The 21,662-nt window shown below is 54.9% G+C and carries 24 protein-coding genes; 12 read left to right on the top strand and 12 right to left on the bottom strand.

The genetic code is table 11. The features are described from left to right. The first annotated feature begins 33 nt into the window (after positions 1-33). Positions 34-1,350 carry an MFS transporter gene (locus PYR66_11380; protein ID WEF30246.1) on the top strand — a complete coding sequence of 439 codons (1,317 nt, stop codon included), beginning with the start codon at positions 34-36 and terminating at the stop codon, positions 1,348-1,350. A 19-nt stretch (positions 1,351-1,369) separates the two neighbouring features. Next, on the top strand, positions 1,370-2,353 hold the full coding sequence (locus tag PYR66_11375; GenBank protein WEF30245.1) for an SDR family oxidoreductase: 984 nt from the start codon (positions 1,370-1,372) through the stop codon (positions 2,351-2,353). Positions 2,354-2,793: 440 nt separating this feature from the next. Here the strand turns inward: PYR66_11375 and PYR66_11370 are convergent, their stop codons facing one another. The 6 genes from PYR66_11370 to sad form a co-directional block, all read right to left on the bottom strand. Beyond that, entirely contained in the window at positions 2,794-4,245 is a 1,452-nt protein-coding gene (locus PYR66_11370) for a tagaturonate reductase (protein WEF30244.1), read from the bottom strand. Positions 4,246-4,348: 103 nt separating this feature from the next. Continuing rightward, a complete protein-coding gene (locus tag PYR66_11365) occupies positions 4,349-4,888 on the bottom strand; it encodes a GNAT family N-acetyltransferase (protein ID WEF30243.1) in 540 nt (179 codons plus the stop codon). A gap of 81 nt (positions 4,889-4,969) precedes the next feature. Next, positions 4,970-6,391: a diguanylate cyclase gene (locus PYR66_11360; protein WEF30242.1), complete on the bottom strand. Its 1,422-nt coding sequence runs from the start codon at positions 6,389-6,391 to the stop codon at positions 4,970-4,972. 114 nt (positions 6,392-6,505) lie between these two features. Next, positions 6,506-6,874 carry a DUF4186 domain-containing protein gene (locus PYR66_11355; GenBank protein ID WEF30241.1) on the bottom strand — a complete coding sequence of 123 codons (369 nt, stop codon included), beginning with the start codon at positions 6,872-6,874 and terminating at the stop codon, positions 6,506-6,508. Beyond that, positions 6,874-7,800, bottom strand: coding sequence for a glutaminase B (glsB, locus tag PYR66_11350; GenBank protein WEF30240.1), 927 nt, complete (start codon positions 7,798-7,800; stop codon positions 6,874-6,876). The genes PYR66_11355 and glsB overlap by 1 nt, the downstream gene beginning before the upstream one ends. 80 nt (positions 7,801-7,880) lie before the next feature. Beyond that, complete coding sequence (gene sad, locus PYR66_11345) at positions 7,881-9,266, bottom strand: succinate-semialdehyde dehydrogenase (protein ID WEF30239.1); 1,386 nt, start codon at positions 9,264-9,266, stop codon at positions 7,881-7,883. A gap of 105 nt (positions 9,267-9,371) precedes the next feature. On the opposite strand from sad, the gene PYR66_11340 reads away from it, so the two are divergent. After that, entirely contained in the window at positions 9,372-10,250 is an 879-nt protein-coding gene (locus PYR66_11340) for a LysR substrate-binding domain-containing protein (protein WEF30238.1), read from the top strand. A gap of 172 nt (positions 10,251-10,422) precedes the next feature. On the opposite strand, the gene PYR66_11335 is transcribed toward PYR66_11340, so the two are convergent. Continuing rightward, positions 10,423-11,220: a PhzF family phenazine biosynthesis protein gene (locus PYR66_11335; GenBank protein ID WEF30237.1), complete on the bottom strand. Its 798-nt coding sequence runs from the start codon at positions 11,218-11,220 to the stop codon at positions 10,423-10,425. 196 nt (positions 11,221-11,416) lie between these two features. Between PYR66_11335 and PYR66_11330 the strand changes: the two genes are divergently transcribed. Then, positions 11,417-12,616 (top strand): sugar transporter, encoded by a 1,200-nt coding sequence (locus PYR66_11330; protein WEF30236.1) that lies wholly within the window; start codon positions 11,417-11,419, stop codon positions 12,614-12,616. Between the two features lie 67 nt (positions 12,617-12,683). Here the strand turns inward: PYR66_11330 and PYR66_11325 are convergent, their stop codons facing one another. Continuing rightward, positions 12,684-13,352, bottom strand: a complete 669-nt coding sequence (locus PYR66_11325) for a MarC family NAAT transporter (protein ID WEF30235.1) — start codon at positions 13,350-13,352, stop codon at positions 12,684-12,686. Between the two features lie 262 nt (positions 13,353-13,614). Between PYR66_11325 and marR the strand changes: the two genes are divergently transcribed. Genes marR through marB form a run of 3 tightly spaced genes read left to right on the top strand, consistent with a single transcriptional unit; the run spans position 13,615 to position 14,687 of the window. Next, positions 13,615-14,049 (top strand): multiple antibiotic resistance transcriptional regulator MarR, encoded by a 435-nt coding sequence (gene marR, locus PYR66_11320; GenBank protein WEF30234.1) that lies wholly within the window; start codon positions 13,615-13,617, stop codon positions 14,047-14,049. Between the two features lie 17 nt (positions 14,050-14,066). Beyond that, on the top strand, positions 14,067-14,450 hold the full coding sequence (marA, locus tag PYR66_11315) for an MDR efflux pump AcrAB transcriptional activator MarA (protein WEF30422.1): 384 nt from the start codon (positions 14,067-14,069) through the stop codon (positions 14,448-14,450). A 30-nt stretch (positions 14,451-14,480) separates the two neighbouring features. Beyond that, positions 14,481-14,687, top strand: a complete 207-nt coding sequence (marB, locus tag PYR66_11310) for a multiple antibiotic resistance protein MarB (GenBank protein ID WEF30233.1) — start codon at positions 14,481-14,483, stop codon at positions 14,685-14,687. Positions 14,688-14,734: 47 nt separating this feature from the next. Here the strand turns inward: marB and eamA are convergent, their stop codons facing one another. Continuing rightward, positions 14,735-15,634 (bottom strand): O-acetylserine/cysteine exporter, encoded by a 900-nt coding sequence (gene eamA, locus PYR66_11305; GenBank protein ID WEF30232.1) that lies wholly within the window; start codon positions 15,632-15,634, stop codon positions 14,735-14,737. Positions 15,635-15,914: 280 nt separating this feature from the next. Between eamA and ydeE the strand changes: the two genes are divergently transcribed. Beyond that, a complete protein-coding gene (gene ydeE / locus PYR66_11300; protein ID WEF30231.1) occupies positions 15,915-17,099 on the top strand; it encodes an efflux MFS transporter YdeE in 1,185 nt (394 codons plus the stop codon). Positions 17,100-17,214: 115 nt separating this feature from the next. Further along, complete coding sequence (locus PYR66_11295; GenBank protein ID WEF30230.1) at positions 17,215-17,685, top strand: helix-turn-helix domain-containing protein; 471 nt, start codon at positions 17,215-17,217, stop codon at positions 17,683-17,685. A gap of 33 nt (positions 17,686-17,718) precedes the next feature. Here the strand turns inward: PYR66_11295 and PYR66_11290 are convergent, their stop codons facing one another. Beyond that, entirely contained in the window at positions 17,719-18,822 is a 1,104-nt protein-coding gene (locus PYR66_11290; GenBank protein ID WEF30229.1) for a cobalamin-independent methionine synthase II family protein, read from the bottom strand. 142 nt (positions 18,823-18,964) lie between these two features. Continuing rightward, the gene (locus PYR66_11285; protein WEF30228.1) at positions 18,965-19,378 is read right to left on the bottom strand and encodes a rhodanese-like domain-containing protein; all 414 of its coding nucleotides are present in this window, start codon (positions 19,376-19,378) and stop codon (positions 18,965-18,967) included. A 68-nt stretch (positions 19,379-19,446) separates the two neighbouring features. On the opposite strand from PYR66_11285, the gene ftrA reads away from it, so the two are divergent. The 3 genes from ftrA to mgtS all read left to right on the top strand — a co-directional run bounded on the left by ftrA (position 19,447) and on the right by mgtS (position 20,966). After that, the gene (gene ftrA / locus PYR66_11280) at positions 19,447-20,451 is read left to right on the top strand and encodes a transcriptional regulator FtrA (GenBank protein WEF30227.1); all 1,005 of its coding nucleotides are present in this window, start codon (positions 19,447-19,449) and stop codon (positions 20,449-20,451) included. A 61-nt stretch (positions 20,452-20,512) separates the two neighbouring features. Then, the gene (locus PYR66_11275; protein ID WEF30226.1) at positions 20,513-20,728 is read left to right on the top strand and encodes a DUF4177 domain-containing protein; all 216 of its coding nucleotides are present in this window, start codon (positions 20,513-20,515) and stop codon (positions 20,726-20,728) included. A 142-nt stretch (positions 20,729-20,870) separates the two neighbouring features. Continuing rightward, positions 20,871-20,966, top strand: a complete 96-nt coding sequence (mgtS, locus tag PYR66_11270; GenBank protein WEF30225.1) for a protein MgtS — start codon at positions 20,871-20,873, stop codon at positions 20,964-20,966. A 260-nt stretch (positions 20,967-21,226) separates the two neighbouring features. Here the strand turns inward: mgtS and PYR66_11265 are convergent, their stop codons facing one another. Continuing rightward, positions 21,227-21,454, bottom strand: a complete 228-nt coding sequence (locus tag PYR66_11265) for a hypothetical protein (protein WEF30224.1) — start codon at positions 21,452-21,454, stop codon at positions 21,227-21,229. Positions 21,455-21,662 lie beyond the last annotated feature (208 nt).

The following is a 21,662-nucleotide window of genomic DNA, read 5'->3' as shown; positions in this document are numbered from 1 at the left end:
GTCATCGCGCGCTCATTTTTTGGAGATAGAACTATGTCAAACCACTCTACATTGAGTCTGGAGACGGCTGCGCCTGTCATCAATGAAGAATTAGTATGGAAGAAAGTCGTTCGGCGGACGCTGCCCTTATTAATGATTTGCTATATTCTGGCCTATCTTGACCGGGTCAACGTCAGTATTGCTAAATTACAAATGTCGAGCGATCTGGCATTTTCCGATACCGTTTACGGCATTGGCGCGGGCATATTTTTTATTGGCTTTTTCTTTTTTGAAATACCCAGCAATATGATCCTTCACCGCTTCGGCGCCAGACGTTTACTGGGCGGTCTGCTGATCTCCTGGGCGCTCATCGCGCCGCTCACCGCGTTCGTCAGAACGCCGCTGGAGTTTTATACCGTGCGCTTCTTTTTAGGCGTGGCGGAGTCCGGTTTTTATCCTGGCGTGATTCTGTATCTTTCTTTCTGGTTTCCCAGCTATCGCCGCGGGCGGATGTTCGCGCTCTTCGCGACCGCCGTACCGCTTTCAGGTATCCTCGGCGCCCCGCTTTCCGGCTGGATTATGGGCCATTTTCATGAGTACGGCGGCCTGGCAGGCTGGAAATGGCTGTACATTATCGAGGGCGCCCCGTCGCTGTTGATCGGCATCCTGGTTATTTTTCTACTCACCGATCGCATCTCGCAGGCGAAATGGCTGTCAGATGACGAGAAATCGTTGCTCGAAGCGCGTCTCCACAGTGATGGTAGCCATAAAACCGAACAGCACGGCTCAATGCTGGCGGTGCTGAAGAATCCGAAAGTCTGGCTGCTCACCTTTATCTATTTCTGCCTGATTGCCGGGTTCTATACCGTTAGTTTCTGGATGCCGACGTTGATTCACAATGCCGGTGAAGGCGATGTGCTGAAAGTCGGGTTATTAACCGCCATTCCCTATGCTGCGGCGATTTTCACCATGATTGCCGTCTCGCGTAGCGCCGACAAACGCAGAGAGCGCCGCTGGCATCTCGCCGTCATCGCCATCATGAGCGGACTGGGGATGATTATTGCGGCGCTGTTCAGCCACGATTTAGTCATTGCGATGATCGGTTTAACGATTGGCGCGGCGGGCGGTTTAAGCACTTTGCCGCTGTTCTGGAGTCTGCCGACGGCATTTCTCGGCGGAGCCTCCGCCGCCGTTGGTATTGCGGTGATCAACTCCTTTGGCAACCTTGCCGGATTTGTCGCGCCGTGGATTATGGGTCTGCTCACCGATATGACCCATTCAACACTGACCGGAACGTTGATTATCTCCGCGACGTTATTTATCGGCGCCGCCGCCATATTCCGTATCCCAGGCCGTATGGTTAACCATTAATAATATTGAGAAAAATGCAATGAATAAGAAACTCACGATTGCTGTCACCGGCGCGGCCGGATTCCTCGGAAACCTACTGGTAAAGGCGTTGCTTCAGCGGGGAACGTTAATCGGCTCGCAGGGCGAATTGCAAGAAATCGGTACGCTGATTGCCATCGATCGCGTGGCGTTGCAGGGTATCAACGATAGCCGTTTGCAGGTTTTGACCGGTGATATCAGCGATAGCGAATGGCTACGCACGGCTATTCCTGAAGGCGTTGATAGCGTTTTTCATTTGGCCGCCATCGTTTCAAGTCAGGCGGAGCAAGACTTCGAGTTGGGTATGAAGATTAACGTCGATGCCTTCCGTCAACTGCTTGAGCATCTGCGTCAACTGCCGAATAACGTCAAGTTGGTGACAACCAGTTCAGTCGCGGTATTCGGTGGATTACTGCCAGAGAAAGTGACGGATTCACAGGTATGGTTGCCGCAAAGTTCGTATGGCACGCAAAAAGCCATTTGCGACCTCCTACTGGCCGATTATAGCCGCCGCGGCTGGGTCAACGGCAGAAGCCTGCGTATGCCCACTATCGTAGTGCGCCCGGGAAGACCCAATCAGGCGGCCTCGAGTTTTGCCAGCGGCATTATCCGCGAACCTGTCAACGGCGAGCCGGCGGTTTGCCCGGTCTCGCCGGACACCCGGCTGTGGCTGCTGTCGCCGCGCAAAGCCATTCAGGCATTAATTCATGGTCACGACCTGGCTGAAGAGCAGTTTACTCAGGGGCGAGTCATCAACCTTTGCGGTCTCTCAGTCAGCGTCGAACAGATGATCATGGCGCTACGCCAGGTTGCTGGCGGCGAGATAACGCAGCGCATTACCTTTACCCCCGATGCGGCTATTGAGCGAATCGTCAATTCATGGCCCGGCGATTTTGACACCCATTACGCCCAGCGACTGGGGTTTAGCGCCAACAGCAGCTTTACCCAGATGATTGAAGAGTACATGGCGGATTACGCCGGATAATCTCGACAGAAGCGGCGCCCTCGGGCGCCGCAAAATTACCAGGGGAAGTCGTGAACCAACGAGAGGTCCCACGCGGTGGCCAATAACGACAGAAACATAATCAGATTAACGACTGTTTCGATACGTTTTTCCATGTTGATTCTCCTGTGTCGCACTCACCTTACGTCACACCACCAGAGCTGCATCAGATAACGAACATTCACTGGCGGGTTCTGCGCACGCTAAACGCAATGGTTAAGTCATTATTTTGCTTTCAGAATATTTCTTCAAGCGCAGAGAGCACATTTCATCCTTTTCTGGCTGCCCCGCTCTTCCCTGTTTAGCGACACGATGTAGGGGTCTGGCTGAAACGGATAAATGGGAAAATAATAAAGTATGTTGTAACTAATTAGGGAGCAAAAAAACCCGGCAGCATGCCGGGTCATCTTATTTCAGCGCACTCAGCACAGCGGTTTTACCGCCGCGCGCATACCGTCGCGTAAAATAGCCTCAAGATCGGTTGTCACCTGTGCGACCAGCCCAGGCACTTTCGTCAGATCTTGTTCCCAGTGCGCTTGCTCTGCCAATACCGCCGTTACCAGTTCCTGAGTAGAAAGCTGGACATCGCGGTGCTGCGCCCACAGCGCCTGATAACGGTCGATCCACTCGGCGTCGTCCTGCACCGGGTAGGCTTCGCCGTTACGCTCGCCGCGATAAAAGGCAATCAGCGCCGCCAGCGCAAAAGTCAGGCGTGTCGGTAGTTTACCGCTCTGCTGCTGCCCCGCCAGTAACTGCGGCAGGATACGGGTACGGAATTTGGTCATCCCGTTCAGCGCAATAGATAGCAGCTGATGCTTGATATATGGGTTACGGAAGCGCCCCGTCACCGCACTGGCAAAGGATTCCAGTTCATCGCGCGGCAGATCGAGTACCGGAATAATCTCCTGGTAAATCGCTTTTTCGACAAAAGCGCAAATTTCCGCGTCATTCATCGCTTCGCCAACGGTATCCAACCCAGCCTGCCAGGCCACCGGCACCAGCGCGGTATGCGCGCCGTTAAGGATCGCCACCTTACGTTCTTTATACGGTTTGATATCGTCAACAATCAGCACATTGAGCGGCAGTTTATCGAGACGCAGTTCGGCGGCCAGCGATTTCGGCCCCTGGATCACGAACAGATAGAAGTGTTCGGCGGTATCGAGGAAAGCGTCTTTATAGCCGAGCTGGGTTGCAATCTGTTCCACTTCGTCACGCGGATAGCCGGTGACGATGCGATCCACCAGCGTGGAACAAAAGGCATTGGCCTCTGCAAGCCAGGTGATAAAGGCCTCTGGTAACGCCCATTCGCGCGCATAGCGCAGCACCAGCTCACGCAGCGCCTCGCCATTGTAATCAATCAGTTCGCAGGGAACGATCACCCAGCCCTTATCGGCCGCGCCGGAAAAGTGGCGGTAGCGCTCAAACAGCAGTCGGGTCAGTTTTGCCGGATAGCTCACCGCCGGCGCGTCATCAAAACGGTCGCCGGCATGGTAGCTGATACCCGCTTCGGTGGTATTGGAGAACACGAAGCGCATCTCAGGATGATGCGCCAGACGCAGAAACTCGTCGTAATCGGCGTAGGCGCTGATTTCACGATTCACAGAACGGATTAAACGCGCATCGCTGACCGCCTGGCCCTGTTCATTCAGACCACGAATAATCGTGGTATAGAGGCCATCCTGAGTGCTCAGCGACGGCGGGAAATCGGTGGCGATCGGGCGGACAATCACCACGCCGGAATTCAGGTCGGTATGCTCGTTGAGCAGGTCAATCTGCCAGTCAACAAACGCGCGCAGGAAGTTGCCCTCGCCAAACTGGATGATACGTTCAGGGTACTGCGCGCCGGGGAAATCACGACGGTTTAAGGTTTTCACAATGGGTTCCCTCTTAGAGTAGTCATACAACCTGAGTAATTGGTCCAATAAGTTATCAGGTTTTATGGCTCACAACCCCCCGTTTTGATCAAACCCCGATGTATTAATCCTGTGCCGCGAGAAATTTATAGAACAGCGATGTTCCCGCCATCACACCATCTGGCATTAACGCAAAGCACGGTATTTCCCCGGCTTTTTGCCAGCCGCACTGCTGGTAGAAACGCTCCGCACCGCTTCCCGTCGTGGTGTCCAGCACGAGTACCGTTTTTCCTTTTTCCCGCGCAACGGTTTCCAGTCCGCTCATCAGCAAATTGGCAACTCCCTGGCGACGCGCATTTTGGTGAACCAAAAGTTTGGCAACCTCGGCGCGATGCGGTTGGTTTTCCGGCTGATCGATAATCAGTTGGACGGTGCCGACAATTCGCCCTTGCGCATTTTCCGCCGCCAGTACAATCCGCTCACCTTCAGCGACGCTTTGCGCCATCCGTTGCCAGAAGCGCTCGCCGGTATGCGGCGAAAACGGCAGCATAAAGCTGACCGAGGCCCCACCGTTGACGCAGCTGGCAAGAATTTCATTTAATTGCGGAAGGTTTTCGAGAATAGATTCACGCGTCAGCGTGTGAAGAGAAATGGATGTGGCCATGGGTTGCTCCCTGAAAATGACCACATCACTATGTTTTTAACCAAAATTTAACTCAAGCAAAAAAGCCATCGTATTTTCTTATTACACGCCCGCCGGAAGATCCTGCACGCAAATACGATTTCGCCCGGCCTGCTTGGCACTCACCAGCAGATCATCGGCTTCCATCAGCAGTTGATTAAACAGCTCGCCAATCCGCTCTCCCCCGGCTTCCCGGCACTTCAGGCCGAGGCTCACCGTCAGACGAATACGCTGTTGCCCCCAACTGAACGTTTCTGACTCTACGCCCTGGCGAATTTTTTCCGCCAGTAGATGCGCTTCCTGCGTACTGGAAACCTGCGCGGCAACGGCGAACTCTTCGCCGCCGATACGCGCTACCATCCCGTCATCTCCGGCCAACTCGCGTACCCGCTGGGCAAACTGGGTCAGAATACAGTCGCCGCACTCGTGGCCCCAGGAGTCGTTTACCCGCTTAAAGCCATCGATATCCATGACCATCACCGACAGTAATTTATCCTGCTGCGGCGTCTGACGCTTCAGCGCCTCGCCCAAGCCGGAGCGGGAATAGACGCGGGTCTGGAAATCAAAATCGGCGCGCAACGCCAGCTGTTTCACGAGGTTGTTGATCGCCTCGACGCTGGTCGCGACAATCACCGGGCTAATCAGCATCGCCGCCATTCCGAGTCGGGTTGAAAACAGCTGCCACGGTTGCGGGCGCGCGTCCGGCGACAAATGAATCAGTGAGTTCGCCACCAGCAAAATTTCGCTGATGCCGGTAATGAAAGTCAGCAGACAGGTCAGCGGCAGCGGATAACAAATCGCGCACCAGATCAGCGCCGGCAGCGGGAAAGTCAGACTTCCTGCACCGCCAACCGCCACGCCAAGCGCCACCGACAGCACTAATGCAATCACCGGCAGCAGTTGGCTAAAACGAAAGCGCCCCAGTACCGAAGGTAACGTCAGGGTCAGAATAAACGGCAGGATCAGCACCGCGGTGGAGAACTGTTCGCTAAACCAGTCCGCCAGCTGCGGAATAAAAGTCGCGCGCTCGACGTCAACGGAACCCAGCGCGCCGACCGCCGCGCAAACCAGCGCCGCCAGCAGGCAGTAACAAAACAGATTCAGGGCGTTAATCGGCCCCGGCATCGAATCAGAGCGTCGCTTATCCCACAGCACCAGTTGCGCGAGAATAACGATAAAGACGAGATTGGAGAAGTTAATCAGCAACGACGCGAAGCCCATTCCCCAGCGGGAGGTCAGGCCGTCATATACCAGCATCGCGGCAAAACAGATGGCATAGAAATAGCTGCGATTAAGCCAGACGTAGCGCGCGAACACACCCGCCATAACGGCGTTGAGCGGCCAAAAGAACGACAGCTCCTGCACCAGACGCAGCATGGCGCCGAGGAAGTGCAGTAAGATCGTCAGCGTGAATAACACCAGCGCATCGCGCACGGGTTGATCCTCGCGAAACAGCGTGAATGACCGAATCGACAGTGAAGACATTCAGTAATTATCCGTCTTATTGTTTCAGGCAATTATTATGTAAATAATTAGTTAGCGGATTATCATAGCATGAGAATATTTGTTAGGCATACTGCCAAGGCTGTGCGTTATATGTTAACGCATATTACCCGCGTTCATTTCGACAACCAGCCAGTGGTGAATCACCTGCACCACGTAACGTTGTTCGTCGCTGCTCAGTTCCCGCCCGCGCGGGATCGCATGCCACTTTTCAAGGCAGCCGCGACAGCAGGTAGCCGTCGCGTGTTGGGCAATAAACACCGGGTGCCCACGCATCGGCGTCTGTTTACCGTCATTGGCAATGTGCGCCGGAGCCAGGCGTTTGGCGATAAAATCCGCCGCGTGGCTGTCGATAATCTCCGGCCCTTTATCGTAACAATACTGCCGCTCTTTCACGCCAAGGTGAAAGCGTGAACGGAACGTTGAGCGCCCGAGACGGGCGAACACATTTTCCAGCGAAGACATCAGAATACCGACCTTCCCAGCCGTTGCGTCAGTTTTTCCAGCAAAGCAATCCCCGCCAGTGAGTTACCGGCGTCATCGAGTTCCGGGCTCCATACCGCAATCGCCATCTCCTGCGGAACTATCGCCACGATACCGCCGCCGACCCCGGATTTTGCCGGCAGGCCGACGCGCCAGGCAAACTCACCGGCGTTCTGATACATACCGCTGGTCATCATTAGCGCATTAACCTGGCGTGACTGAATCGGCGCAATCACCGGATTCGGCAGATGCGGCGCAATACCGCGATCGGCGAGGAACAGGAAAGTCCGCGCCAGTTCGACGCAGCTCATTTCCAGTGAACAGTAATGGAAGTAGTTTTGCAGCACCGTCGCGACATCGTTATGGAAGTTGCCAAAGGATTTCATCAGCCAGGCGATCGCCGCGTTACGTGCGGAATGTTCGAATTCCGAACGTGCGACCACCGGGTCATAGGCGATATCGTCAACGCCGCTCAGACGCCGCACGATTTCCAGCATCCGCTGACGCGGCGCGCTCAGGCGGCTTTGCAGCATGTCGCAGACCACCAGCGCCCCGGCGTTGATAAACGGGTTGCGCGGTTTCCCCTGCTCAATTTCCAGCTGTAATAAGGAGTTGAAAGGCTGGCCGGAGGGATCTTTGCCGACGCGCTGCCAGATCTCCTCTTCCTGATAATGGTTCATCGCCACCACCAGACTCAGCACTTTAGAAATGGATTGAATCGAGAAACGTTCGTGGGCATCGCCAGCGCTATATTGCTGGCCGTCGACCGTGCAAATGGCCACGCCAAGCTTATCGCCGCTGACCCGCGCCAGCGCCGGAATATAGTCCGCCACCTTGCCGCGTCCAATCAGCGGCCTGATTTCTGCCAGAACGGCATCCAGCATTGCATTATTAATAACCGTCGCCACACTCGGCTCCTTGCCCACCATCGAAATTCGGGGGGCGAGTATAACAGAGCGCAGCGACGGTCGTCAGGCGCTAACGTCGATTAGCGACGGTCTTTCCACACGGTCTGAATGTTGCAGAATTCATGCAAGCCGAAATGCGATAGTTCTCGACCAAAACCGCTCTTCTTGACGCCGCCGAAAGCCACGCGGGCATCGCTGGCGCTGTAGCCATTGATGAACACGCCGCCGCACTCCAGGCCGCGAGAAAAACGCTCGGCTTCATCAACGCTGGTGGTAAACACGGTAGCGGAAAGGCCAAACTCGCTATCGTTAGCCAGTTCAAGCGCATGCGCCGCATCGCGCGCTTCGGTAAGGGTGGCGACCGGGCCGAACAGCTCCTGGCGGAAGCCGGTCATCTCTGCGGTCACGTTCGCCAGTACGGTCGGCGCATAATAGTTGCCGGCGCCGGCGATTTTCTCGCCGCCAAGCAGCAGTGTCGCCCCTTCATTCAGCGTCGCCTCAACCTGTTGATGCAATTCATCGCGCAGATCGAAGCGCGCCATCGGCCCGATATAGTTTTGTTCGTCGCGCGGGTCGCCCATTTTCAGCGCCGCCACGGCGGCAACAAATTTCTGCGTAAACGCATCGGCGATTCCAGCTTCGACGATAAAGCGTTTTGACGCCGCGCAGACCTGACCGCTGTTCTGATAACGGCCTGCGACGGCGGCCTTCACCGCGTCGTCCAGGTCGGCATCGTTCAGCACGATAAAGGGATCGGAACCGCCCAGCTCCAGTACGCATTTTTTCAGCGCCGCCCCAGCCTGCGCGCCAATTGCCCGTCCGGCGCGCACGCTACCGGTAACCGTGACCGCCGCAATACGATCATCATTGATAATCTGCGATACGCCGTCATTGGTGGCGTTGATCCAACCAAACACGCCAGCAGGCACGCCAGCCTCGGCAAACAGTTCACCTAACAGCTGCGCGCTACCCATTACGTTTGGCGCATGCTTCAGCAGATAACTATTACCGGCGAGCAGAATCGGCACCGCGCCACGCAGCACCTGCCAGACCGGGAAGTTCCACGGCATCACCGCCAGAATCGGCCCCAGCGGGCGGTATTCAATTACCGCCTTATTGTCTTCTACCTGGGTCGCTTCGGTCGCCAGCATTGCCGGACCGTGCTCGGCATACCAGTCGCAGAGATTAGCTGATTTGGTTACTTCGCCGCGCGCCTGAGCAATGGGTTTACCCATCTCAAGGCTAATCATTTGCGCCAGCTCCTCGCCGCGGGCGCGCATGGCGCTGCCGACACGGCGCAGCGCGGCGGCGCGGTCAGCGACAGCCACGTTGCGCCACTGGCGATAGGCCTGCTCCGCCAGGGCAATCGCCGAATCAACCTGTTGTTCGGTCGACCAGGGCAGAGACGACACTACTTCACCTGTGGTCGGGTTTACGGAAACCGCGTGAGTTGCAGATAAATTCATGGGTATTCTCTCTGTATTGATTGCGAATTGACCTTATTGTGGCTTACCCTTCCTTTCATTGAAAATGAATAATATTAAGTAACACATTCACAAAAGAAGAATACTATGGACCTGACTCAGCTTGAGATGTTTAACGCCGTCGCCAGCACCGGCAGTATTACCCAGGCGGCGCAGAAGGTGCATCGCGTCCCTTCTAACCTGACCACCCGTATTCGCCAACTGGAATCCGACCTCGGCGTCGATCTGTTTATTCGTGAGAATCAGCGGCTGCGACTGTCGCCCGCCGGACACAGTTTTCTGCGCTACAGCCAGCAGATCCTGGCGCTGGTCGATGAAGCCCGAATGGTGGTCGCCGGTGACGAACCACAGGGGCTGTTTTCACTCGGCTCGCTGGAAAGCACCGCTGCGGTGCGAATTCCCACGACGCTGGCTCATTTCAACCAGCGTTACCCGAAGATCCACCTGGCGCTGTCAACCGGCCCTTCCGGCACCATGATTGACGGGGTACTGGAAGGCGCGCTCAGCGCGGCGTTCGTTGACGGCCCGCTGGTCCACCCCGGCCTCGAAGGGCTGCCGGTATTCCCGGAAGAGATGATGATCGTCGCTCCTTATGGCCATTCGCCCGTCAACCGCGCCAGCGAGGTCAACGGCGCTAATGTCTACGCGTTTCGCGCCAACTGCTCTTATCGCCGTCATTTTGAGAGCTGGTTTCACGCCGACCGCGCGACGCCAGGAAGGATCCATGAGATGGAGTCTTATCACGGAATGCTGGCCTGCGTGATCGCTGGCGCCGGGCTGGCGCTGATCCCGCGCAGCATGCTGGAGAGTATGCCCGGCCATCAGCAGGTTTCCGCCTGGCCGCTCGCCGAAGAGTGGCGCTGGCTGACGACCTGGTTGGTTTGGCGACGCGGCGCGAAAACGCGCCAGCTGGAAGCATTTATTGAATTGTTGAACGAAGACCGTCTGGCGGCCATTGCAGGATAAGGCTCGTGGTTAATCAGCAATCACCAGCCGTGGCGGCCATCGGCGTCGAGCACAATGGCATCGCCGGCTGCGAGGGAATATTTCCCTGCTCGCTCTGCGCTTAGCAGGGCTACGTTTCTGCGCTATCTGGTAGCCCGGATAAGGCGTAAGCCGCCATCCGGGGGAACTAATCTCAACCCTCGCGCAGGTAAACCGTGCCGCGCAGATAGGTGGTTGCCTGGCCGCTGATCCGCACTCGCTCACCGCGCCACTGGCAGCGCAATTCGCCGCTACGCGCTGAAACCTGCCGCGCCAGCATCTCGGTTTTCCCCAGTTTTTCGCCCCAATAGGGAATCAACATGCTGTGCGTCGAGCCTGTCACCGGATCTTCAGGTACTGACTCCCCGGGACAGAAAAAGCGGCTGACGAAATCGTATTCTTCATCGGCCGCGCTGATACAGATCATCTTATCCAGCGTCTCCAGCGCCGCCATATTCGGGCGTACTGCTTCAACCTGCGCCCGGTCGCGCAGCACCACCAGGTAATCACGCCCTTCCCGCACTTCCAGAGGCTCCTCAATGCCCAGGCCGGCCAACAGCGCGGGTGGAAGCGGACTCACCGCGGTAGTCCGCCAGGCCGGGAAATCGAGCGTCAGCCAGTCGCCGCTGCGTGTCACCCGCAGTTCACCCACAAAACGGGTACTGAAAACGATAGTTGCCGATGGGTGTTCGAGATACTCAAAAATGACATGCGATGCCGCTAACGTGGCGTGACCGCAGAGATTAATTTCACCCAGCGTGGTGAACCAGCGCAGTTCGTAACCGCTGTCGGTGCGGACAAAGAATGCCGTTTCGGACTGGTTATGCTGTTGCGCCATCTTCAGTAGCGTGTCATCAGGCAGCCATTCACTTAATGGACACACCGCCGCCGCGTTGCCGCCAAAATTGCGATCGCTAAAGGCATCGACCAGGTAAAAGTTAATTTCTTTCATCACGTTCCCCTTTTTTATTGTCTATCAACATGACATAAAAACAGCTGCCACACACTATTGGCTGAAAAATTAAGTTGTTAGCTCACCGTAGCAACCAAAAATAAAATGAGACACAGATCACAAAGTGATTGTATTTTCAGCAGCATTCGTTTTAAGATCGTCCCCTCTTCTCCTTATTACTACCAGCCCGGAATTTATGCTTACAAATACGGTCTCACGCAAGGTCGCGTGGCTGCGGGTCGTCACGCTGGCAATTGCCGCTTTTATCTTTAATACCACTGAATTTGCCCCGGTCGGCCTGTTGTCCGATATCGCCGATAGCTTCGGTATGGAAACGGCGCAGGTCGGGATCATGCTCACTATCTATGCCTGGGTGGTGGCGCTAATGTCGCTGCCGTTTATGCTGCTGACCAGCCAGATGGAGCGTCGGCGGTTGCTGATCGGTCTGTTCGCACTGTTTATCGTCAGTCACGTGCTGTCCTTCTTCGCATGGAATTTTACCGTACTGGTGATTAGCCGCATCGGTATCGCCTTCGCCCATGCGGTATTCTGGTCTATCACCTCAGCGCTGGCCATCCGTATGGCGCCGCCCGGCAAGCGCGCGCAAGCGCTAAGCCTGATCGCCACCGGTACCGCACTGGCGATGGTCTTCGGCATCCCCATTGGCCGTATCGTCGGGCAATATTTCGGCTGGCGCGTCACCTTCCTGGCCATTGGCCTCGGCGCCTTAGCGACGCTGGTCTGTCTGGCTAAACTACTGCCAGCGCTGCCAAGCGAACATTCCGGTTCGCTGAAGAGCCTACCGGTACTGTTTCGCCGCCCGGCGCTACTCGGTATTTATCTGCTGACGGCAATCGTGGTGACCGCCCATTACACGGCTTACAGCTATATCGAGCCATTCGTGCAGACCGTCGCCGGTTTGAGCGGCAACTTCGCCACCCTGCTGCTGCTGGTGCTCGGCGGCGCGGGGATTATCGGCAGCATTCTGTTCGGTAAACTTGGCAATCAGCATGCCTCTGGTCTGATTAATATCGCCATCGGCCTGCTGCTGGTTTGCCTGCTGTTGCTGTTGCCAGCCTCACAAAACGCCAATCACCTGATGCTGCTCAGCGTGTTCTGGGGGATGGCGATTATGATCATCGGCCTCGGTATGCAGGTGAAGGTGCTGGCGCTGGCATCGGATGCCACCGACGTTGCCATGTCGTTGTTCTCAGGGATTTTCAATATTGGCATCGGCGCCGGTGCGCTGGTCGGCAGCCAGGTCAGCACGCAGTTGTCGATGTCGGCGATTGGCTACGTGGGCGCGGTGCCAGCACTGGTTGCGCTGGTGTGGTCGGTGATGATCTTCCGCCGCTGGCCGACCCCGGTCGAAGAGCAGCAGCCCCATCATTCCTGATAAACCAGACAAATAAAAAACCCGGCGCGCTGCAAGCCGCCGGGTTTTTTCATGCGTCAATGCGCTATCAGGCGTGATAATTCGTAATAATTTCCAGCACGCCGTTAATGATGAACTGTACGCCCATACAGACCAGCAGAAAGCCCATCAGGCGGGAAATCGCCTCAATCCCGCCTTTACCCACCAGACGCATAATCGCCCCGGAACTGCGCAAGCAACCCCACAGAATCACCCCCACCAACGCAAAGATAATCGGCGGCGCCACCAGCACCACCCAGTCCGGAAAATCGACGCCGTGTCTGACCGTCGAAGCAGAGCTGATAATCATCGCGATGGTACCAGGCCCGGCGGTACTGGGCATCGCCAGCGGCACGAAAGCGATATTGGCCGTCGGCTCATTCTGCAGCTCTTCCGATTTGATCTTCGCTTCCATCGAATCATGGGCTTTCTGCTGTGGGAACAGCATCCGAAAACCGATGAAAGCCACGATTAGGCCGCCGGCGATACGCAGACCCGGAATGGAGATACCAAAGGTATTCATCACCACCTGGCCGGCGTACCACGCTACCATCAGGATTGCGAAAACATAAACCGATGCCATCAACGACTGGCGGTTGCGCTCAGCGTTGTTCATATTACCCGCCAGGCCAAGGAACAAGGCCACGGTGGTCAGCGGGTTCGCCAGCGGTAAAATCACCACCAGCCCGATCCCGATTGCTTTAAAGAGTTCCAGCATAGTTAATCAACGTCCCGTTAAGTCTCATGTTTTCAGCACAGTTTGGCCTGGTGAGTATATCGGTAGCCGCTACCCCGACGCCACATTGGTTAAAAAAATTGCACTTTCAAAAAATAACAAGCGTTAGTAAAATCAAAAACAGTGATGCATATCAAGTTCCTTATCTTTAGCAAATCGTGGCATCGGCCAATTCATAATGTTGACTTATGATTGCCGCGGCAATAATATCCTTCGCAACTAAGTAATTGCCTGGGCAACTATCATGGAAAACGCTAACAACCTGTTCAATGAGATGATCCCTCTTGGCCGGTTGATCCAGATGGTTAACCAGAAGAAAGATCGACTGCTCAACGACTACCTTTCACCCATGGATATCACCGCCACCCAGTTCCGGGTGCTCTGCTCCATTCGCTGCGAAGTATGTACCACCCCCGTTGAGTTGAAGACCGTCCTGTCGGTCGATCCGGGCGCAATGACGCGCATGCTCGACAGGCTAGTCTGCAAAGGCTGGATAGAACGGTTGCCCAACCCAAATGACAAGCGCGGTGTTCTGGTTCAGTTAACACCAGAAGGCGCAGCCCTTTGTGAGCACTGTCATCAAGTTGTGGGTCAGAAATTGCACCAGGAACTAACAAAAAATCTAACGGCTGACGAAGTGGCCATGCTTGAGCTATTGCTCAAGAAAGTCCTGCCGTAATAAGAAGAGGTAAGATGATGTCCAGACGCAATAACGACGCCATCACTATCCATAGTATTTTGTCGTGGATCGAAGAGAACCTGGAATCTCCGCTGTCGCTGGAGAAAGTTTCGGAGCGCTCAGGTTACTCCAAATGGCACCTGCAAAGAATGTTTAAGAAAGAGACGGGTCACTCGCTGGGCCAGTACATCCGCAGCCGTAAGCTGACGGAGATTGCGCAGAAGCTCAAGCAAAGTAATGAACCGATTCTGTATCTGGCTGAGCGCTACGGCTTTGAATCGCAACAGACGCTGACGCGGACGTTTAAAAACTATTTCGATGTCCCGCCGCACAAATACCGTATCACCAACGTACCGGGCGAATCCCGCTACCTGATGCCGTTAAATAATTATTGTTGTTAATCGCCTGCAAAAAGACGTATTGAGGAAATCATGAAATTATTCGCTACCGCCGCCATCGTGCTAATGGCGCTGGCTTCCAGCCAGAGTTATGCGGAGCAAACCACCACTCCGGTGCGCCACAATAACCGGGATGCGATGATCATACCTTCCGAACATAATGACTCGCCGTTTGATTTCAATCATATGGCTGCCGGCAATGATAAATCGGATGAGCTGGGCGTACCGTATTACAACTAACGCCCGCCCGTTCTGATCTCTCCAGGGCCCCGCTAACGCGGGGCTTTTTATCTCCGCGCAGCGCCAGGACGCACTAACCGCAGGCCAAAGACATTAATATACAGCCCGGCCAGAATCAGCGCCGCGCCCAACAGCTGCAGACCATTCAACCTTTCGCCGAGCAACAATGCCGCGCTGGCCATCCCCACCACCGGCACCAACAGCGACAGCGGCGCCACACGCCAGGTTTCATAACGCCCGAGCAGCGATCCCCAGATACCGTAACCAACAATCGTGGCGACAAACGCCAGATACAGCAGTGACAGTATGGTGGTGGTATCCATATTGACCAAACTCGCCGCCATCGCCTGTGGACCGTCGATAAGCCAGGACGCCAGCATAAACGGCAGTATCGGGATCAGCGCACTCCATACCACCAGCGACATAATCGGCGGTTTGTGCTGCTGAGACATAATCTTCTTATTGAAAATATTGCCGCAGGCCCAGCTGAGCGCCGCCGCCAGCGTTAGCATAAAGCCCACCAGCGGTACATGCTGGCCGCCAAGGCTGGCTTCAACCAGCACCAGAACGCCAAATATCGCCAGCGCGATCCCGGCAACCTGTTTGCCCTGCAGGCGTTCGCCAAAGACAAACGCGCCCAACACGATGGTGAAAAAGGCCTGCGCCTGCAGCACCAACGACGCCAGACCGGCTGGCATCCCCAGATTAATCGCGCAGAATAAAAAGGCGAACTGGCCGAAGCTGATGGTCAAACCATAACCCAGCAGCAGGCGCAGCGATATTTTGGGCCGCGCGACAAATAGCAGCGCCGGAAACGCCACCAGCAAAAAACGCAGTCCCGCCAGCATCAGCGGCGGCATATTATGCAACCCGAGCTTAATCACGACAAAATTAAGCCCCCACACCACGACCACCAGCAATGCCAGTAGCCCATCTTTACGCGTCATACTCGCCCTTGTCATAAATTATCATTTAACAATTAGTTATTATAAAAATATCATCAATTTAACAATAAACCTCACGCAGGCGCTCTTTCGCCATGTCGGCATACGCGAAAAAAGATGACTGAAGCCAAAGTAACCAAATTCCCACCGCGCGAACAGATCATTATTTTTAGCAGGTACGGAAGGCACGTTCCGACACGGGGCCTGCTATACAAGCCTCAATTCGCATGCTATTTGTGATCGGGCACAACAAAAATAAAACATCTCATCGGGCAAGGAAAAAATGACAACCACCATCAGGCGCTCAACGGTAGCGCTGCTGGCGTCGTCGTTGCTGTTAACTATCGGCCGCGGCGCAACGCTTCCTTTTATGACGATCTACCTCACCCGCCGCTTCCAACTGGAGGTTGACGTCATCGGCTATGCGCTGTCGATTGCGTTGGTTGTCGGCGTGATTTTCAGCATGGGCTTCGGCATCCTCGCCGACAAATTCGACAAAAAGCGCTATATGCTGATCGCCATCCTGGCATTTATCGTCGGTTTTATTGCCATTCCGGCGGTGAATAGCGTCGCGCTGGTGGTGTTTTTCTTTTCGCTGATTAATTGCGCCTACTCGGTGTTCTCTACGGTGCTGAAAGCCTGGTTCGCCGACGTACTGTCGCCGGAAAAGAAAGCGCGCATCTTTTCGCTCAATTATACCTTTCTGAATATTGGTTGGACCGTAGGGCCGCCGATTGGCACGCTACTGGTGATGCAGAGTATCAATCTGCCGTTCTGGCTGGCGGCGCTGTGCGCCGCCTTCCCGCTGATGTTCATTCAGATCTTCGTTGAGCGCACATCCGCCGCCAGCGTGGAAGGCATCACCCCGGAGTGGACGCCATCGGTGCTTTTGCGCGACCGTGCCCTGCTGTGGTTCACCTTTTCCGGCCTGTTGGCTTCATTTGTCGGCGGCTCTTTTGCCTCCTGTATTTCACAGTATGTCCTGGTCGCAGGCACCAGCGATTTTGCGGAGAAGGTCGTTGCAGTGGTGCTGCCGGTGAATGCCGCCGTGGTGGTCGCCCTGCAATATGCCGTCGGTCGTCGGCTATCCGCGCGAAATATTCGCCCGCTGATGACCTTCGGTACCTTATGCTATGTGGTCGGCCTCGGCGGATTTATCATCTCTGGTAATAACCTCATGCTGTGGGGGCTCTCCGCCGCTGTCTTTACCCTCGGTGAAGTTATTTATGCACCGGGTGAATATATGTTGATCGATCAGATTGCGCCTGCGGGGATGAAAGCCAGCTATTTTTCCGCCCAGTCATTAGGTTGGTTAGGCGCGGCCTTTAACCCGATGCTGACCGGGGTGATCCTGACCCATCTGCCGCACTGGTCTCTGTTCGTTATTTTAATGCTGGCGATTACCGCCGCGTGGCTCATGATTTTCCGCGGCATGAACGTGCGTCCGTGGCAAACGGTTCAGGCGTAAGCCTGCCGTCGCACGGTTGTCGGGTTGCTGTCACCTGGCTGTCAGGTGCCTGTCGTGGCGCCCGACGTTCTGATACGCAACACTGGTCTCAGGTTTACATCCGGAGATTGACACCATGAACAGCAGCACCCGAGTGAAACAATTACGTTTGCAACGCGCCTGGTCTCAGGAACAGCTCGCCGAACTGGCTGGCGTCAGCGTACGTACTATCCAACGCATCGAAAACGGCGATCGTCCTGGGTTGGAAACCCTTAGCGCGCTTGCCGCCGTATTTGAGATAAACGTCGCTGAACTTAGCGATGAACCGCCTGCCGGGCATGAAGCGTCGCTTGACCTGCGGATTGAAGAAGCCAAAGCGCGGGTGCGCCAGGAGAGCCGCTTTTTCCGCTCGCTCAGCGTGGCGGTGACCGTCTGCATTCTGCTGCTGGTGATTAATCGGCTCACCGAACCGGGCTACTATTGGTCCGCATGGGTGGCGATCATTTGGGGCGTATTGCTGCTGATCCGCGGATTGCGTCTGTTCGTCTTTGCCGGTTGGATCCGCCAGTGGCGACAGGCGCGTCTACAGCGACTGTTGCGTAAATAGACAAGGCCCGCGTTCTGCGGGCCGGTGATGAACTTACCAGACCTGGGCGGCGATGCCGGTCACGAGGCGGACTTTATCCCACTGTTGGGTTTCGCTTAGCGAGTTGCCCTCTTCAGTGGAGGCAAAACCGCACTGCGGGCTTAAGCAAATTTGTTCCAGCGGCACGTACTGCGCTGCCTCCTGCAGACGCGCCTTCACACCTTCCGGGTTTTCCAGCTCGCCGTTTTTGGTGGTGATAAGCCCCAGTACAACCTGCTGATGTCCCGGGCGGATAAAGCGCAGCGGCGCAAAATCACCGGAGCGGTCGTTATCATATTCAAGGAAGAACGCATCAATATTGACGCCGCCGAAGAGAATTTCCGCGACGGGCTCGTAGCCGCCTGCCGAGATCCAGGTCGAGCGGAAGTTGCCGCGGCAGACATGCAGACCGACGGTAAGATCCTGCGGTTTACCTTCCAGCGCTTTATTCAACACCCGGGCATAGGTACGCGCCAGTTCGTCCGGATCATCGCCGCGCTCGCGCACCTGCTGACGCTGTTCATCCGAACATAAATAAGCCCAGACGGTATCATCCAGTTGCAGATAACGGCAGCCGGCATCATAAAACGAGCGGATGGCGTCACGCCAGGTGGTCGCCAGATCGTCGAAATAGTCGGCCAGATCCGGATATACCGCGCTATCGATATCTTTGCGTCCACCGCGGAAATGCAGCACGCTCGGGCTCGGAATGGTCATTTTAGGTTGCGCGTTGCCGCTAATGCTTTTCAGGAAGCGGAAATCCTCCAGCATCGGATGATCGCCAAAAGCCAGTTTGCCGGTGACGCGAATACCGTGCGCTTTGGTCTGCACGCCGTTGAATTGAATTCCCTTTTCTGAATCGTAACGCTCAACGCCCTGCAGGCCGTCAAAGAAATCGAAGTGCCACCACGCGCGACGGAATTCGCCATCGGTCACCACGTGCAGGCCGCAGTCGCACTGCTGCTGTACCAGTTGACGAATGGCTTCATTCTCGATCTGGCGCAGATGCTGAGCGTCGATGTTGCCTTCCGCCAGCTGAATACGCGCCTGTTTGATGGCGTTAGGACGTAAAAAACTGCCGACGATATCTGCACGGAACGGGGCCTGATGACGTTGCATGGTCTCTCCTTAAAGGTAGGCAGGTAGTTGCCTACCGTGATAGTTCATTATTTGAATTTTTAGACTTCTGGATGGCTATATGTCCAGATACTGTCATGCAGGATGGCCATCAGCAAACGAGAAAAATTCATGACCATTGAATTTATTTCATGTTGGTCGTGGCGCTTTCGGCAAAAGCCAGCCCTTCGTCCGCCCAACCGGTCAGACCACCAAGCATCATTTTGACCGGTCGACCAAGCTGCGCCAGTTTTAACGCGGCAATATCCGCGCCGTTACAGTGCGGCCCCGCGCAGTAGACGACAAACAGCGTTTCCACTGGCCACTGCGCCATACGCTGAGCATTGATGTCGCGATGCGGCAGATGCAGCGCGCCAGGCAAATGACGGCGGGTGAACATCGCATGGCTGCCGATAACGTGCAGCAAAACGAAGTCCGGTTCGCCCTCCTGCAGGGCGCGATGAACGTCGGCACAGTCGGTCTCGACGCTCAGTTTACGGGCAAACCAGGCGGCAGCATCGGCCGGGGCGGCAGGGGTAAAGTCGGTTACAACACTCATGGCGTATTCTCCTTGTCTGTGGTACCACTACTCTACCTAACTCTTTACCCGTACCGCCGCGGCGATTGATGACAGAAAACGCTGAGATCCTGACAACCAAAAACGTGACATTGTCACAACCATTGATCGTCGCCGTCGCCTATGATGGCCTCTGCACGTTTGAATTCGGCGTAGCGGTCGAGATTTTTGCTCTCCCGCGCCCGGAAATGGGCGATCGGTGGTACCGTTTTGCGGTGGCTGCCATCGATGATGGCGAACTTCGCGCTACCGGCGGCATTCGCCTGGTCGCTGACGGCGGGCTGGCGCTGCTCAAAGAAGCAAGCACGATTATCGTCCCTGGCTGGCGCGATATTGACGGCGATGTCCCCGCCGCGCTGTGTCAGGCGCTGGTCGCCGCTCACGCCCGCGGCTGTCGTATCATTTCCATCTGTTCCGGGGTGTTTGTCCTTGCCGCCGCCGGATTGCTCAATGGTCGCCAGGCCACCACGCACTGGCGCTATACCGAGCGGCTACAGCAGCGTTTTCCACTGATTGAGGTGATTGAAGATGTGCTGTACGTCGGCGACGAGCGGCTGATGACTTCCGCTGGCAGCGCCGCCGGTATCGATCTCTGTCTGCACCTGGTGCGCGAAGATTACGGCCACGACGCCGCCAATATCGTCGCCCGGCGACTGGTGGTTTCGCCGCACCGTGATGGCCGACAGGCACAGCAGGTGATCCGCCCGGTGGCTAAAGCGCGCGAAAGTCAGCGCCTCGGTCAATTATTTGATTATCTGCATCAGCACCTCGCCGACCGTCATACTCTGGCGTCGCTGGCGCAGCGAATGGGCATGAGTCCACGTACCTTCCTGCGCCGTTTTCAGCAGGCGACCGGTAAATCCCCGGCACGCTGGTTACTGGATGAGCGGCTTATTCGCGCCCGCCAGCAACTGACGGATAGCCGTCTCAGCATCGACAGTATTGCTGAGCTCTGCGGTTTCGCCAATGCCAGCACCCTACGCCGCCACTTTAGCCAGCAATTCTCTATCAGCCCCTTACAGTACCGGAAAAAGTTTTCCGCCGAACGGTTGTAAAATGACAGTGACCAGCGACAATAACCTTCATCTATGAGTTACGCCTGCAAGGATTATGCTGATGAAAAAAGAGTGCCGTGTTGTTATCTATAAAGAAGGGATATTGGGCAGTATGGTGTTCGGCGAATCCAAAGCCGATCCCGATAAGATGAGCCGCTTTCTCACCGAATACACTCAGCAAGGATGGGAAGTCAAAGCCATGTCGGTAGAACGCCGACGCACCGCCCTGTTCTGGTCGCGTGAAGCCTATCTGTTTGTCCTCGAACGCGCGATCTAATCCCCCTGATTTGTTTCATTGCGAAATAGTTAAACTGGTTAATCTTTTGTTTAGGTTGACCAGGTTATTATTCATCCAACAACCGTAAACCCTGTTCAATGAGGACAACTTAGCGCAAAGCAAAACGTAATGGAGGTAGACCATGCTGGGAAACATGCATGTATTTATGGCAGTACTGGGAACGATTCTGTTCTTTGGTTTTCTTGCCGCGTATCTAAGTCACAAATGGGATGACTAATGAACGACGATAATCCCCACCCGTAAGCGCCCCCTGCTGCTTTTGCACCAGGGGGCGTTCTGCTTTTTTTGTACACAGTGGCATTCGGCCATTTGTTGGTATCAGAGAGATATTTCCCGCTAACTATGTCAGAAACGAACATACTTACCCTAAATTATAACAGTCTCTTCATTGAAGTTAACGTCACCCATTGGGAGATGAAGAAACAATGAAATATTGGCATGCAAGATTTTTAGACTAATAGTCTTGCTATAGGTACATCATCTTGCAAGATTTTTAACGATAGATATAAATCGATCTTCTCCACGCAAGCCTATCGAATTAATCAAAGCTTTATCAATGCTGTCACTAATTAAGAAATATAGCACTTCAATATTATTTGAATAAAAATCCTGATACAACCCTGGAGATAGTTGATGCAATCTTCTGGCAGCTAATGCAGCCACCTGAACTTTACCATAAAAAGATGCTGCAGTGACAATTGCCATAGAGTATTTATTAAGCCTGGTCAAAACTTCATTTTTAAAACAAAATGAATTAACCACTACCGGGATTTTATGATTGATGATATATACATTACAGTGTATCCTTCTCATAATAAAAACATTATTCCCTATACTATCATGAGGTAATGGGTTTTGAAAAAGAAGATTTTAAAAATTATCCTGTTTCTTGCTTTGTTTATTATAGTATCAG

The organism is Klebsiella aerogenes (assembly GCA_029027985.1).
GTDB classification, from domain to species: Bacteria; Pseudomonadota; Gammaproteobacteria; order Enterobacterales; family Enterobacteriaceae; genus Klebsiella; species Klebsiella aerogenes_A.
The sequence above is the reverse complement of the archived record's forward strand: the minus strand, read 5'-3'. Positions and strand labels throughout refer to the sequence as shown.